Genomic DNA, 15,038 nt, shown 5'->3' on the forward strand with positions numbered 1-15,038 from the left:
GAAATGAAGTACAAAGAATTTTACTCAAAAAGTATTCAAAACCGAGAAGAGTTTTGGAAAGAACAAGCCCAAGCATTAGCCTGGAATCGTTTCCCTACGGAAATATTGAAAAATGCCCCAAATGGAGGCAATCAGTGGTTTGCAGACGGCGAATTGAACATGAGTTATTTATGTATTGATAGGCATATTGAAGCAGGTTTTGGAAATCAAGTGGCTATTTATTACGATTCTCCGGTAACCGGTATAAAAGCTGGAATCACCTATCTGCAACTTCGTGATGAGGTGTCAAAATTGGCGGGAGGTTTAAAGCGTCTTGGTCTTGAAAAAGGAGATACCGCGATTATTTATATGCCCATGATTCCGCAAGCCGTTTACGCTATGCTTGCTTGCGCTCGTTTAGGGGTTATCCATTCTGTGGTTTTTGGTGGTTTTGCCCCCCACGAACTAGCGATTCGAATAGATGATTGTAAGCCTAAGGTTATCATCACCGCATCAAACGGAATTGAAATTGAAAAAATAATCCCCTATAAGCCCTTTGTAGATGAAGCTATCGGTCTGGCAAAGCACAAAACGGAACGTGTGGTTATTTTCGATAGAAAGTTGGGTGTACATATCCCCAAGATGGATTATGACGTGGATTATGATGCGTTGGTGAAAGAATCAGAACCAGCAGAACCTATTCAAGTGGAGTCTACTCATCCCCTGTATATTTTATACACCTCTGGAACTACGGGAACCCCAAAAGGAATTGTTCGAGATACTGGAGGATATGCCACCGCGCTGAAAGCATCGATGAAATATGTATATGGCGTTCAAGAGGGCGATGTATATTGGGCAGCTAGTGATGTGGGTTGGGTGGTTGGACATAGTTACATTGTATATGCTCCACTTCTAAATCGAAATAGCACCGTGCTTTTTGAAGGGAAACCAATCAAAACTCCAGATGCATCAACCTTTTGGAGGGTTATTTCTGAATATAAGGTGAAGGTAATGTTTACGGCCCCTACGGCCATTCGAGCGATTAAAAAGGAAGATCCTGATGGACTCTTTCTCAAGAAATATGATCTAAGTTGTTTAGAATATCAATTTTTGGCAGGGGAACGATGCGATGTAGCTACCTTGAAATGGACGGAGGACAAATTGGGCATACCTGTTATTGACCACTGGTGGCAGACCGAATCTGGATGGCCTATGTTGGCCAACATGGTCGGGGTTGAGCTTCAATCCATAAAGCCAGGTTCTGCTGGATTTCCTGTTCATGGATACAATATTCAAATAATGGGTGAGGATGGCACCCCGTGTGAAGCCAATGAAGAGGGATATGTGTTGGTAAAATTACCATTGCCTCCAGGTTGTTTGTTGGATGTATGGCAGAACACCCAACGATTCGTTTCCGGATATCTTGAAAAATTCCCAGGGTATTATTTTTCAGGTGATGGAGGATATAAGGATGAAGAAGGTTATATATTCATTACGGGTAGGGTAGATGATATCATCAATGTAGCAGGACATCGGCTTTCAACAGCTGAGATGGAAGAAATTGTCGCCTCGCATCCGGCCATTGCGGAATGTGCGGTTTTTGGGATACACTGCGATTTAAAAGGCCAAAGACCTTTAGGTCTGGCAGTCCTCAAATCAGGAACGGATATTACCTCACAGAGTTTGGAAAAGGAGGTAATTCACAGTGTACGGCGAGATATTGGAGCGGTAGCTTCCTTTAAGGAATTATTGGTAGTGAATCGATTGCCTAAAACACGTTCAGGGAAAATCTTGAGAAAATTGCTTAGAAATATTGCGGACAAATCGGAGTACCCCATACCATCTACTATTGATGACGTGGCCATCATTGATGAAATTAAACGAGCATACAGTTCTAGAAATATTGGAAAACCTAAAAAACAAACCTTATGAGTAATTATCACATAAAACATCTTGAAGAATACTTTCAAGTGTACCGAAAATCCGTTCGTGACCCCGAAAATTTTTGGGAAGAGGTCGCCGAAGAGCATTTTGTATGGAGAAAAAAATGGGACAAGGTCTTGGAATGGGATTTTGGCAAACCCGAAATCACTTGGTTTCGAGGAGCTAAGTTGAATATTACTGAAAATTGTATCGACAGGCACTTGCGTATTCGTGGGGAAAAAACGGCCATTCTTTTCGAACCAAACGACCCAAAAGAGGAAGCAGAGCATATTACCTATAAAGACCTTCATGGTCGTGTATGTAGAATGGCCAATGTACTCAATGAAAAAGGAATCAAAAAAGGGGACAGGGTTGTTATTTATCTTCCCATGATTCCTGAACTGGCAGTTTCTGTATTGGCCTGTGCACGAATAGGTGCTATTCACTCGGTGGTGTTTGCTGGCTTTTCTTCAACTGCTCTATCAACAAGGATAAATGATTGTGGAGCGAAAATGGTCATTACATCTGATGGTTCGTATCGTGGTAAAAAGACCATTGATTTAAAAGGAATTGTAGATGAAGCATTGAATGATTGTCCCGATGTAGAAACGGTTTTGGTTGCGAAACGTATAGATTCCAAAATCGATATGAAATCTGGGCGCGACGAATGGTTGGCACCACTATTGGAAAGTGCCTATGGCGACTATCCACCTGAAGTAATGGATGCAGAAGACCCTTTGTTCATTTTATATACATCGGGTTCCACAGGAAAACCGAAAGGAATGATGCATACCACTGGGGGATATATGATTTACACGGCCTATACCTTCAAAAATGTTTTCCAATATAGGGAGCAGGATGTGTATTGGTGTACGGCAGATATTGGGTGGATTACGGGACATTCATACATCATTTATGGACCACTGGCCAATGGAGCAACAACAGTTATGTTCGAGGGGGTTCCTTCTTATCCCGATTTTGGACGTTTTTGGGAGATTGTTCAAAAACATAAAATCACCCAATTTTATACGGCACCGACGGCCATTAGGGCTTTAGCTAAAGAAAATTTGGACTTCATCAAGAAATACGATTTATCTAGCTTAAAGGTATTAGGCACCGTTGGAGAACCCATTAACGAGGAAGCTTGGCACTGGTACAATGACCATGTAGGGGAGAAGCAGTGTCCTATAGTGGATACTTGGTGGCAAACCGAAACTGGTGGAATTTTGATTTCACCCGTTCCGTTTTCTACACCCACAAAACCTACCTATGCTACTTTGCCTTTACCGGGTATACAGCCAGCTCTTATGGATGAGCAGGGTAAGGAAATAAAGGGTAATCCAGCAGACGGAAGACTTTGCATTAAATTTCCTTGGCCTTCCATGGCACGTTCCATATGGGGCAATCATCAAAGATATAAGGATACCTATTTCTCTGCTTTTGAGAATATGTATTTCACGGGAGATGGTGCCTTGCGGGATGAGGTAGGATATTACAGGATTACGGGTCGAGTAGATGATGTAATCATAGTATCGGGTCATAATTTGGGTACGGCCCCAATTGAAGATGCCATCAATGAACATCCTGCAGTTGCTGAATCTGCAATTGTTGGATTTCCTCATGACGTCAAAGGCAATGCGCTTTACGGGTATGTTACTTTGAAAGAAACTGGTGAATCCCGAGATAGAGATAATCTACGTAAAGAGATAAATCAAGTAATCACAGAACATATTGGTCCTATTGCCAAATTGGACAAGATTCAATTTACTTCAGGTCTTCCGAAAACGCGAAGTGGTAAGATAATGCGACGTATACTGCGAAAGATTGCTTCCAAGGATACCGGAAATCTGGGTGACACCTCTACTTTATTGAATCCAGAGGTAGTGGAGGAAATAATGAACGAAGCTCTTTAAAAGGTTTTCCAGAATTCCCAAAACCTGTCTTTTTTGAGTAGCTTTTCAAGAGAGACAGGTTTTAATTTATCCAAAATACATAAGAAGGCAATGGCTGTGATATAAGCGTCACCAAGCGCTGTGTGTCGGTCCGTTTTTGAAATATTGAATTCTTCGCAAAGCACATCTAAGCTGTAATGTCCATCCGTTTTTCGTTTTACTCTGGGCAAACTTCTATTGAACAGTACTGCGGTATCCAAACTTTTGTTTAGTAACTTGGGCATGCCATGGCGAATGAGAGCTTCATTAATCATGCCTACATCAAATCCTTCATGATGTGCCACTATCACTGCATTGTTTTCAAGAAGTTTTAATAAAATCTTTAACCCTTCCAACTCTTGAATCCGCTTTACTTTTCCTTTTTTTAAGATTCCATGAATTTCAACAGTTTTTTCGTCAAATGTGGTCTGTTCCAAAAAAACTTCAAAGGCATCTTTTGCCAAGATGGAGCTGTTTTGCAATCGGAGAGCACCAATACTCAACATACGGTCTTTTTTGAGACTAAAACCTGTGGTTTCTGTGTCCAAAACCACAAAAGAGACATCCGCTATGTTCTGAGGAATCTCTTCTTTGAAAGATGCCTCATAGTTTTTCCAGAATTCAGGTAAGTGCTCTTTTTTTACTCCCATTAATTGTGCTATCGTATTCTTGAAACCATAAAGCGAACATTCAGTACTTCTTGAATCTGTTTGATGGTTTTAAAGGTGCGTTTCAACTTCATTTTTTCTTCTTTGTTCAATTGTTCCAAATTGATGTATCTACCAGAATCATTGTTGGCCAATCCTTGTTTGGTCCTAAAACGAAGCAAAGCTTTAGTTGCGTAACTGCAGGCTAAGAACAACTCTTTGTTATTAGATTCCAGTTCTGCCATTTTTTCATAACGTTCCCAAGTATTGCTGATGTCTGGAATATTTCGAGATAATATAAGTACACGGGCGGCATCTACCAAAGGCATCAATGCCCTTAACTTGAGGTCAAAAAAATCTTTGTGAACCCCATCCTGCTCTACCAAGAATTCTCTGAAGAACCCTGAAGGAGAAGGATTCATGAGTGCTCCACTTGCAAGATGGGTAAGGAAAATAGGATACTGTTCTACGGTATCGAAAATATAATGGGATAATTTGGAAACCAATTCCTTATCTCCGTAAACGCGATTGTAATCAAAGAAAATGGAAGAGAGCAGTACTTCGTCCGGTCCAGGGTTGGTAATCCATTTAGAGGTCATTTTTTTAAAACCAGATAGACTGTTGCACCATTTTGGGTTAGACCCCATCATATCGGCTGGGCAGTATTCATATCCAATGGTATTGAGTCCCACGGTAATAAATCTGGCCAATTTTAGAAAATAGTCCCTAGTTTTATCAAACTTGGAATCAGGTACATCCTCAAAAAGTAAGGCATTATCCTGGTCTGTGTGCAATAGTTGTTCGCTTCTTCCCTGACTTCCCATGGCCAACCATGCAAATTTCACAGGCGGGGCTGAATCCATTCGTTCCAGGGATAGTTCCACAACTCTTTTGATGCAGGCATCATTCAGCTCGGATATGATTTTGGACGTCAAAGTGAGAGGGATATTCTGCTCTAAATATCCTCTCAATAGGTTCATCACGCCATTCCTTAGAGGTTTAATCTCTTCGGCTTTGTTGGTCCTTTTAATTGCCTTTACCAACACGGCGGGATTATTCCCTAAGGACAGCATAATATCGTGTTTGGATAAAATACCCACTGCTTTGCTGTGCACCGTACCATCTTCGGTTAAAACCAAATGACTGATATTGCTTTTCATCATGGCCATTTGTGCCTGCGTTATTGTAAGCTTGGTAGGGTAGGTGATTACCGGGGAGGACATAATGCTTTTGGCTTTTGCTGTAATTGAATAATCACCTGTGGCAATCTTGTTTCTTAAATCTTTGTCCGTGATAATACCGATGGGCAACCCCTCTTTTTCAACAAGCATGGCACCAATTCCTTTTGAGGTCATTTTTTCTGCAATCGACTTCACCGCAGTCTGTTCGGTTGCCGAAACGATATTTCTTGAAAAATCTACTAGTTGAAGATCAAGTAGGGGAGTGTTGTTTTTGGAATTGGACTGTAATGCATCTCCCAATAATTGACCTCTGTTGGTTTTATCGTATGGGTTTCTAGTATTGGAAGCAAAGCTTTCTACCAAGAAATCTGCTACCCTTCGATTTTCTTTGATGTAAGGTCTGAATTTTTCTATCGGAATGGCATAGAGTATGGTTTCTTCCTCGCTCTTAGCGGTCAATCTGTAATTCTCATGAGCCATTAATGGCCTAAGGCCAAAAATATCCCCCTCGTCACAAATATCAAGTACAGTTTTCTCTTCTTTGTCCCAGAGCGCAATGGCCCCTTTGTGTACCACATAAAACTGATGGTGTGCAGACTCACCCACGTTAAAAACAAAGCTATTTTTTTCCTTGTATATGATGGTAACCTCTTCGGATAGGGTATCAAGTTGTTTCTTCATCAAATTGGAAAATGGAGGAAAGGTTTTTAGAAAATCCGCAATACGTTTAGAAATAGTGTTCTTCATACCTATAAAGGTAATTCTATTGACAATATCTTAGGAATTTTTAAAACCTTGAATTGAGATATACCATTATCTTAGCGACCCGCTTTAACTCTAGTACGTATTTTCAATTTGTATTGAATGAACAACCCAAATTCTTTTTATGAGGAGCAGTTGGAAAAGCTGCAAGCCACACTTGCAAAACAGAAACAAGAGTTGACTTGGATTAGTCTAATGCGCTTAGCAGCTTTTGTGGCAACTTGTGCATTGTTATATCTTTTTTATGGGCAAACACTATGGATGTGGACTTCATTTGTTTTTGGCGCAGGATTGTTTCTCTTCTTGCTACGGTGGCATGCCAATAAGCGAACCGTATTCGAACTCAATAGAGAGCTGAAAAAAATCAATGAGGAAGAGACAAAGATTTTAAAAGGCGATTATCTAGAACGCTATGATGGTAAAAACCTCGAAGAACCAGCTCACTTTTTTAGTTCGGATATAGACATGTTTGGCAGAGGCTCCTTCTTTCAGTATTTGAACCGAACCGGTCTAAAAGAGGGAACTACTCACTTGTGTAAAACGCTTTTATCCAATTCCATTGACGATATTCAAAAGAAACAAAAAGCCGTTGAAGAATTATCTAAAATGCCGGAGTGGCTTCAGCGATATACGGCCTTGGCTAGACTAACCAAAACTGAACTGACATCAGAATCCATAACAAAGTGGGTACAAAACTACGTTCCATTCATTTCGGATAAAATGAAAAGGGTACCAGCGGTATTTGGACTCATTTCTGTAATTCTTTTTTCTCTTTCAGTTTTTGAAATATTGAATTGGTGGTTTTTGGGAATATGGTTCTTGCTGGGACTGCTGATTACAGGTTTTTTTCTAAAACGAAATAATGCACTTAATGTAAAAACAAGTAAGGTAAAGGATACCATTGAGCAATATTCCCTTTTGTTGAACGAAATTGAAAACCAAAAATTTAGTTCAGAATTACTTCAAAAAGAAAAAAAAGAAATTGAATCCCAACAAGAAAAAGCCTCGTTGATTTTCAAACGTTTGTCCAATGCCATGGATAGATTCGATAATCGAAACAATGTGCTGGTAGCCCTTTTGGGAAATGGTTTTTTTCTATGGGATTTGCAATCTGGTTATCAAATTGAGCAATGGATACTACAGTATAGCGATTTGGTAGAGCAGTGGTTTAGCACCATAGCATTTTTTGATGCCTATAATTCTTTTGGTGTATTTGCTTTTAATCATCCTGAATTTAACTATCCCGTTATTACAAAGGATTCCAATTACTTGATTGAAGCTAAATCCTTGGGGCATCCCTTGATTGCCAGTGAAAAACGAATCAACAGTGATTTACAGCTTGGCAAAAAAGACTTTTTCGTGGTCACAGGTGCAAATATGGCTGGGAAAAGCACCTTTTTACGAACTGCTTCTTTATATATCCTCATGTCAAATTTGGGATTACCGGTTTGTGCAAAAGAAAGTGCCTATTTCCCGATTAAGCTGATTACCAGTATGCGTACAACGGATTCTTTGGCAGACCAGAGTTCTTATTTCTTCTCAGAACTTACGCGACTCCAGTTTATTATGGAGCAATTGGAAGAAGAGACCTATTTGGTGGTATTGGACGAAATTCTAAAGGGGACCAATAGTGTGGATAAGGCCCTAGGTTCTAAAAAACTGATTGAACAATTGGTTGAAAAAGGTGTGCCAGGAATCATAGCCACCCACGATTTAAGCCTATGTGAAATTGCGGATAATTTGGAAGTGGTCAGAAACTACTTTTTTGAAACTGAAATTAAAGATGACGAATTGCATTTTGACTACCAATTGAAAGCAGGGGTTTGCAAGAATATGAATGCTTCTTTTTTGTTGAAGAAAATGAGAATCATTTAGACAAAAGATTTATTCTCGGATTCGTAGAACGTTATTCAGCTATCTCTCTATGGAGGAAGTTTTTTAGAGAATCTAAAAAGTACTCAGGCTTGAAACAGGAATAAAGGTCTTGTGCTTTTTTCTTCCATTCCTTTTTCTCGGTTTTTTGAAAAAGTTCAGGAGCAAAATCCGTTAAATGCACCGCTTCGTGCTTAGTATCCTCATAGAAGGTGTGCCATCCTTGTTTGGAAATCCAAGGAGAATGGATGCTAAAAGTAGGTATTTGCACAGCTTTAGCCATATTTACAGCCCCACCTTCATTACTTACAAGACCCTCGCATTTGGATAATAAAGCTAAAAAAACTCTTAAGTCTTCTGTATACAAGTTCTCATTGATTTTAGATACTGTTTGCTCTTGACAAAAGGAAATTAACTTTTCTACCTCGACCTTTTGGCTGGGTATGAAATTAAATAGAAGTATTAAATCCGGTCTATTTGATACTATACTATCGAGTACTTTAGCCATGTATTCTAGCGGGTAGGTTTTTGCAGGCTCACTGCCCAGAACCCCTATCATCAGCATCTTTTCGCTTTCTCGAATTCCATTTTTTTTCAAAAAACGGGTCATATGTGCCTCTTCTGCTTCTGAGATGTAAATTCTTGGTCTAGCTCTCGGTTTTTTTATTTCGCTAACTACAGGTTCAACCAATAACAACCTATGGTCCAGAGCTAAACCTAAACCATAAGGCAATTGTTTACTACGGTCAATTGGGTGAGAGTATACCAATTTAGAATACCACTTTTGATATGAAACTCGAATATTAGCTCGCGAAGATGCAGTAATCAACATACTCTCAATCTTACCGTAAGCATCTATAACTACATCATATTGATTTCTATGGATTTTTTTCAAAAAACTGTAAAATCCTTTAATTTTTTTTCGGTCTTGGGAAGAAAATAAAAGAATTTCATCAATGTAAGGATTGTTTTTTATTACATCTTCAAACCCTTCATTTACTAAAAAATGAATGGTTACGTCTTTATAAAACTCCTTAATATGTCTAGCAATAATGGAGCTAACCAGAACATCACCCAACATTTTTTGCTGTATCACAAGGGCTTTCATCACAAAATAATTTCAAATATAAAATCTTCGAAGTTTAGAATTCAAATTCAATTAATAAAGTGAAATCTGCTTTTCTTTCGCAAGGTATAGATAAAGCACTTTATCTTCAGAATACCCTTTCTAATTCTTTTTCTTTTGCAATATCAAAAACTAGTTTATGTTTCCTTAAGTGAGCTTTTTTGTTCCGTTTGGTAACGGGGTTTTAGGTTCACAGGGATTTAATTGTTTATCACTATGCAGTAAAAGAGAACAGTATCTTTCTTAAAAAGCAGTACTAGTGTTTATTAAAAATAGTTTCGAGTAATTAGACGATTTCTAATAAGATTGATAATTACTTATCATAGTTTTACTGATGCTGTACTCAAACAAAAAACCCAAGACTAAAATCTTGGACTTTTTGTAGAAAGAGGTAGGATTTTAACTCGAAACCCCAGAATCATGCATCCTAGACAACATGTTGAAAAAGTTGTCTTATAATATTTTTCCTTCGACATAATTACTTGCTGACCTAGGTCATTTTCTCCCCTTTTTTTAGTGACTATGTTTGTTTTTATCCAACAATGGAGGATCATTAACTAAAAATAACAACCTATGTACGTTAAGAAAAAGACCTACCGGAACTCTTCAAATTATTTAGTTTTGTTCATCTTAGTGTGTTTTGGACTGCTTGTGAGGAGTTGTGATAATGAAGCGCGGGGATTTGCATTACCTGAGGGTGACATTGAACAAGGGAAGTTAACCTATGAAAGGTTGGCTTGTAATAGTTGCCATAGTATTTCAGGGATAGCATGGAAAGGTGGTAGTGATAGCCTCAATATACTTCTCGGTGGAGAAGTATCCTCCAAGAAGACCTATGGCGAACTGGTAACTTCAGTGATAAACCCATCTCATAAAATCGCTCCTAGATATAAAAAAATAGCTGTAACCGAAGAAGGTGATTTAAAGATGGATAATTATAATTACATCATGACCGTACAAGAACTTATCGATTTGGTTACTTTTCTTCAATCGGAGTACAAAGTAGAAGTGCCTAAAACAAATTACTATCCCTATTATTGAATTTTTTGAAGTACACTAAAACTGAGAAAATGCTCAAATGGCTTTGATTCATTCAAAATGGTACTATGTTGACCAAAATGCATGTCTCCAAGAGCCAATTGGTGTTATTTTTCCAGCTCGGTTGATAAAAGTATTATCTATCCAAAGTAAAGATTGGGGACACTATGATTGAGTTCAGGCCTTTGAATTACCTATCTGTTTACTTAGACCGTCTAGTAAAGGGACAATTATGGCTCAAGGTAGTACTCGGTTTGGTATTGGGAGCAGGCTTGGGAATTCTTCTCAACCCATCAACGGGACTGTTTTCAGAGGATTTTAGTTCACGACTAGCGGAATGGCTTGACTTACCAGGGCAGCTGTTCATGCGACTGGTCCAAATGATTATGATACCTCTGGTATTCACATCTATACTTACGGGAATAGTGAGCAACACATCGGGTAATCTTAAATCTTTTGGTCTCAGACTATTGTTGTATTTCATTTTCACCACTTCCGTTGCCATACTGATAGGCCTCGCAGTAACCCTCATTTTGAAACCTGGTCAGTATATTTTTTCGCTTGGCGGATTTTCCAGTGCTAATGATGTCAATGATATTCCCATTGAGCAAACCAATCTTATGGAAAATATTCCAAAAGCCATCTCAAACCTTATTCCAAATAACCCGCTTGAGTCTATTTTGACCGGAGAAATGTTGGGGGTTGTAATTTTCACGATACTTATTGGAGTCGCCGTAACCCAACTTCAGGATAAAACGGCAAGACCCATAATTCAGTTTTCGGAAGCCATTCAAAAAATATGTATGATTGTGGTTTCATGGGCGATGAGGCTAGTACCTTATGCCGTGTTCGGTTTAATCGCCGCCTTGTTATCCAGGACAGGTATAGAAATATTTATTGGTTTAGGCTACTATATGGGGGTCGTAATTCTAGGCCTAATTGTCTTATTGTTGTTTTATTTGATACTGGTAACCGTAATTACCGATATACCTCCCTTAAAATACCTAAGGGAAATCAGAGAACCCCAGTTGCTTGCTTTTTCCACCGCCAGTTCCGCAGCTGTAATGCCGTTGTCTATGAAAACCGTTGATGAAAAGTTGGGAGTGTCCTCTAATATCAGTGATTTTGTGATACCCATTGGAGCCACCATAAACATGGACGGTACGGCTCTTTTTCAATGTGTTACTACCTTGTTCATGGCACAGGCTTATGGGATAGATTTATCGGTAATGAACCTTTTGTTGATTACATTCACGGTAGTAGCTGCGTCTATCGGAACCCCAGCCATTCCAGGAGGTGGGGTGATAATTCTTGCCTCTGTATTGGAAAGTGCCGGGATACCGGTAGAGGGTCTTTTAGTTATTATTGGAATAGACCGTATTCTAGGAATGTTCAGAACATCGGTCAACGTGACCGGGGATTTAACCGCTTGTTTGGTCTTTAATCGATACTATGGAAACAAACAGGAAGATGAAACCCTGACTAGCCAAAGTTAAAGCTAATTACAAGGTTTAGTTTTGCTAACTACTCATCTAGGTTAAAACACACAAAAGCAGTCTATATTTTTCTCAAGGTGTTCAAAACTACCGAATACATTTTGTGATTTATCAAGGCTTAAACCATGATTCAGTTTTATCAAAAAAGCATATTCTAAATCAATACCATGCAAATTATATCGGCAATATCCAACAGCTTGTCTATTGGTTAAAACACCTTCATTTTTAGATATTGTACCTAAATCATCAATTATTCAGCACTTTACCGATGTTTATGGATGCATTGTCAAAGAATCAATGTTTGGTTCGTACCCTTGTTCTATTTTCGAAGTGAACATATACACTTACACAAATGAATCAAATTTTACTTGCAAAAAGAATCTACAAAGAAGCATTCATGAATCTTGGACATAGAGTTTTGAGAAATGGATTCAAGCTATATTTTTGGACTTGTACTGCACTACTTGCAATGGTGCTATATGCTTTCTGCTATCGATTGTTTACCGGATTTGCCTGGGACTAGATATTTTCAAAAGCTGGTCAATAGTTTAGGGTCAGGGATTCTTGTACCTAGCTAAACTGACCGATATATTTATTTGAAATCACCCATCTTCAAATTGGTTTGAAGATGGGTGATTTTTTGTTTTCGCATTCTTTAGATAGAAGTCAAACCCTGTTTAACTTGCTTCTCTTAACCTTTCATGATATACAGGAACGGTATGTGGTTTTTCTATCTTTTGTTTCGCACATTTATTTTTGACGACTCGTTCGATTGACTTTTCAAAGCGGGGCCTTGCCATAGGTTTGGTCAGGTAATCCTTTACTTGATTGTATTGGAAAGCGGTAAGGGCAAATTGGGAACGTGTGGAGTTCAAAATCACTTGGCAATCATGGTTGAGATTTTCAAGGAACTCAAAGCCATTTAAACCAGGCATTTCAACATCGAGAAATACTACATCAGGACGAAAACGGTTTACAGCTTCAAGCCCGACTTTAGGATCATTAAAGGATGCAGTTAGTTTTAAATTGGGGTTATTATTAATCAGTTTACATGTAGCGAATTGCTGAAGGGGCGAATCATCAATTACAATAGCGGTTAAAGTCATGTTACGTTAGTTTGGTTTGCACAAGTAAAACAAGCTTAGGGAAAGACTTCCTGATTGAAACCGATGAAAGGAAATAATTTTCGATTAACGGAAAACCCCCTAAATGAAGTACCTTTCAAATAGGGGGCTTACTGTGTTAATCCAATATGTTTGGATTGGTTTAGCGTGTCTTATGTATGGAATTTAGTTTCCATTACCATTACCATTACCATTACCATTACCATTACCATTGCCATTTCCGTTTCCATTGGTACAGGCATCTTTAAACCTGAGTATATTTCCGTCACCTTCCACAAGCGTTATCATGGTAACTCCAGGGGTATCCAAAATTCTGTTCAGGGTCCATTGCAAATTGAAATCATCCAAACCGGTGATGTTTATCATAACGGTAATATCGTTCCCTGATCCATTAGCTGACCAAGTTCCAGCAAAGTTTTCGGTATCGGAAGTTGCCGTTACCGAACCATCTGTTTGAAAGTTAAACGAAAGATTATCGTATTGGTTTTTTAGGTTGTTTCCATTAAGGCTGAACTTATTCACACCAAAGTCCGTACATTCGGCCAAAGCAGCTTGTAGTTGTTCAACCGTACAGTCGTCACAATTATCATCGTCAAAATCGTTGTCGTCATCCTCATCACAGTCGTCTATGGAACTTTCAATAATGTCTTCAAGTTCTTCGAGATTGGAAGCTTCCAATTCTGTACCATCGGTTAATACCAAAATAATCGGGAACTCTATGTTTACAATATCCTCCTCATCCAAATCATTTATGAAATCATAAAGCATTTTGTCATCCACTAAGGATATGGTGTCAAATAGTTCAGTCGTTTGGTTGAAAATGGAAACATTTATAGGATAGACAATGTCAACACATTCTATATCATCATCGTCTTCATTTTCCTCTGGGCACGTATCAGCAAAATCCTCCAGATCTTCTGCATTTGAAACTTCTGCTTCGGTATAATCAGAAAAGACTATGGTCACAGGGAAAACAATTTCTAAAGTATCCGTATCCTCATCACTCTCTTCAAAAATGATTTCAATTTCATCAAGGTCTTCTTCTTTTTCTATGGTGATTTCAGTGCCATTGGCAATAACGGTTACAGGAAGTGCAATGGAAAAGCAACTGGCTTGATCTAATATATTATCATTGGAACCATCCTTCATGGAGGTTCTAACCAGAAGGTTTGCCACGTTGGAATCCGTCAAAATACTTTGATCTGAATCATTTCCTATTGACTCAAATTCTTCTTCCCTACAGGAAACATTCAATAAGCCTGTTATAAGCAGTAAAAGGCCTAAAAATTTTATACTGTTTTTCATGTTCGCGAGGTTTCTAAAAAATTAGGTGTTTACCTATGAAACAACCAAACGGTAAAAACTCCTGAAAAATTTTTGTAAAAAAGTTTTTTTAACTTTCAAGCGACCAAAAAACCAACTTAATTGAAGAAAGACCTTCACAAGGACATCTGTGATGACACCTTGTTTGCCAGCATTTACAGCAAACATGCCCAAAACCTTCACGATTTTCTTTATTACAAATATGGGGATAGGTTAAATCCAGGAGACAAGGCGCAAGACGCTTTTGCCAAGCTTTGGGAAAATTGTAAGAAAATTACCTTAGACAAGGCCAAGTCTTTTCTGTATACCGTGGCCAATAATTTAATGCTCAACGAGGTAAAACATCAAAAAGTAGTATTAAAATACCAAAGCGAATCTCCAAAGGAACATACCAACGAAAATCCGGAATTTCTTCTAGAAAAGGAAGAGTACTATAAAAAGTATCAAAAAGCGCTTTCCAAATTGTCCGAAGAACAGCGTGTTGCCTTTATGCTGAATAAGGTTGAAGGTAAAAAACACGAGGAAATTGCACAATTATTAGGTGTTACCCGAAAGGTCGTAGAGTACCGTATTTACTCAGCTTTTGACCAGTTAAAAAAAGAATTGGAAAATTTTAAGATAAAATAATCAGGAGAA

General features: G+C 38.5%; 12 protein-coding genes. 7 read left to right on the forward strand and 5 right to left on the reverse strand.

What is annotated here, in order from left to right:
• Positions 1 to 3: 3 nt before the first annotated feature.
• Positions 4 to 1,911, forward strand: coding sequence for an AMP-binding protein (locus ACOKFD_RS01850; RefSeq protein WP_422859696.1), 1,908 nt, complete (start codon positions 4 to 6; stop codon positions 1,909 to 1,911).
• The gene (gene acs, locus ACOKFD_RS01855; RefSeq protein WP_422859697.1) at positions 1,908 to 3,815 is read left to right on the forward strand and encodes an acetate--CoA ligase; all 1,908 of its coding nucleotides are present in this window, start codon (positions 1,908 to 1,910) and stop codon (positions 3,813 to 3,815) included. The genes ACOKFD_RS01850 and acs overlap by 4 nt, the downstream gene beginning before the upstream one ends.
• Here acs and ACOKFD_RS01860 read toward each other — a convergent pair.
• Positions 3,812 to 4,483 (reverse strand): PolC-type DNA polymerase III, encoded by a 672-nt coding sequence (locus ACOKFD_RS01860; RefSeq protein WP_422859698.1) that lies wholly within the window; start codon positions 4,481 to 4,483, stop codon positions 3,812 to 3,814. The two genes, acs and ACOKFD_RS01860, sit on opposite strands and share 4 nt — an antisense overlap.
• Positions 4,484 to 4,491: 8 nt before the next feature.
• Positions 4,492 to 6,408, reverse strand: a complete 1,917-nt coding sequence (locus tag ACOKFD_RS01865; RefSeq protein ID WP_422859699.1) for a DUF294 nucleotidyltransferase-like domain-containing protein — start codon at positions 6,406 to 6,408, stop codon at positions 4,492 to 4,494.
• Between the two features lie 117 nt (positions 6,409 to 6,525).
• Here ACOKFD_RS01865 and ACOKFD_RS01870 point away from each other — a divergent pair, with 117 nt between their 5' ends.
• Positions 6,526 to 8,298, forward strand: a complete 1,773-nt coding sequence (locus ACOKFD_RS01870) for a MutS-related protein (RefSeq protein WP_422859700.1) — start codon at positions 6,526 to 6,528, stop codon at positions 8,296 to 8,298.
• 31 nt (positions 8,299 to 8,329) lie between these two features.
• Here the strand turns inward: ACOKFD_RS01870 and ACOKFD_RS01875 are convergent, their stop codons facing one another.
• The gene (locus ACOKFD_RS01875) at positions 8,330 to 9,403 is read right to left on the reverse strand and encodes a glycosyltransferase family 9 protein (RefSeq protein ID WP_422859701.1); all 1,074 of its coding nucleotides are present in this window, start codon (positions 9,401 to 9,403) and stop codon (positions 8,330 to 8,332) included.
• 591 nt (positions 9,404 to 9,994) lie between these two features.
• Between ACOKFD_RS01875 and ACOKFD_RS01880 the strand changes: the two genes are divergently transcribed.
• From ACOKFD_RS01880 to ACOKFD_RS01890, 3 genes are all read left to right on the forward strand, one after another.
• The gene (locus ACOKFD_RS01880; protein WP_422859702.1) at positions 9,995 to 10,462 is read left to right on the forward strand and encodes a hypothetical protein; all 468 of its coding nucleotides are present in this window, start codon (positions 9,995 to 9,997) and stop codon (positions 10,460 to 10,462) included.
• Between the two features lie 164 nt (positions 10,463 to 10,626).
• Positions 10,627 to 11,955, forward strand: a complete 1,329-nt coding sequence (locus tag ACOKFD_RS01885) for a dicarboxylate/amino acid:cation symporter (protein ID WP_422859703.1) — start codon at positions 10,627 to 10,629, stop codon at positions 11,953 to 11,955.
• A gap of 352 nt (positions 11,956 to 12,307) precedes the next feature.
• Entirely contained in the window at positions 12,308 to 12,478 is a 171-nt protein-coding gene (locus tag ACOKFD_RS01890; protein ID WP_170068341.1) for a DUF6747 family protein, read from the forward strand.
• A gap of 154 nt (positions 12,479 to 12,632) precedes the next feature.
• Here ACOKFD_RS01890 and ACOKFD_RS01895 read toward each other — a convergent pair whose 3' ends face one another.
• On the reverse strand, positions 12,633 to 13,061 hold the full coding sequence (locus ACOKFD_RS01895; RefSeq protein WP_422859704.1) for a LytR/AlgR family response regulator transcription factor: 429 nt from the start codon (positions 13,059 to 13,061) through the stop codon (positions 12,633 to 12,635).
• A gap of 183 nt (positions 13,062 to 13,244) precedes the next feature.
• Positions 13,245 to 14,384: a hypothetical protein gene (locus ACOKFD_RS01900; RefSeq protein ID WP_422859705.1), complete on the reverse strand. Its 1,140-nt coding sequence runs from the start codon at positions 14,382 to 14,384 to the stop codon at positions 13,245 to 13,247.
• A gap of 120 nt (positions 14,385 to 14,504) precedes the next feature.
• On the opposite strand from ACOKFD_RS01900, the gene ACOKFD_RS01905 reads away from it, so the two are divergent.
• Positions 14,505 to 15,029, forward strand: coding sequence for an RNA polymerase sigma factor (locus tag ACOKFD_RS01905; RefSeq protein WP_422859706.1), 525 nt, complete (start codon positions 14,505 to 14,507; stop codon positions 15,027 to 15,029).
• The last annotated feature ends 9 nt before the right edge of the window (positions 15,030 to 15,038 follow it).

Origin of the sequence: Flagellimonas ulvae, assembly GCF_049333175.1 — a bacterium.
GTDB lineage: Bacteria > Bacteroidota > Bacteroidia > Flavobacteriales > Flavobacteriaceae > Flagellimonas.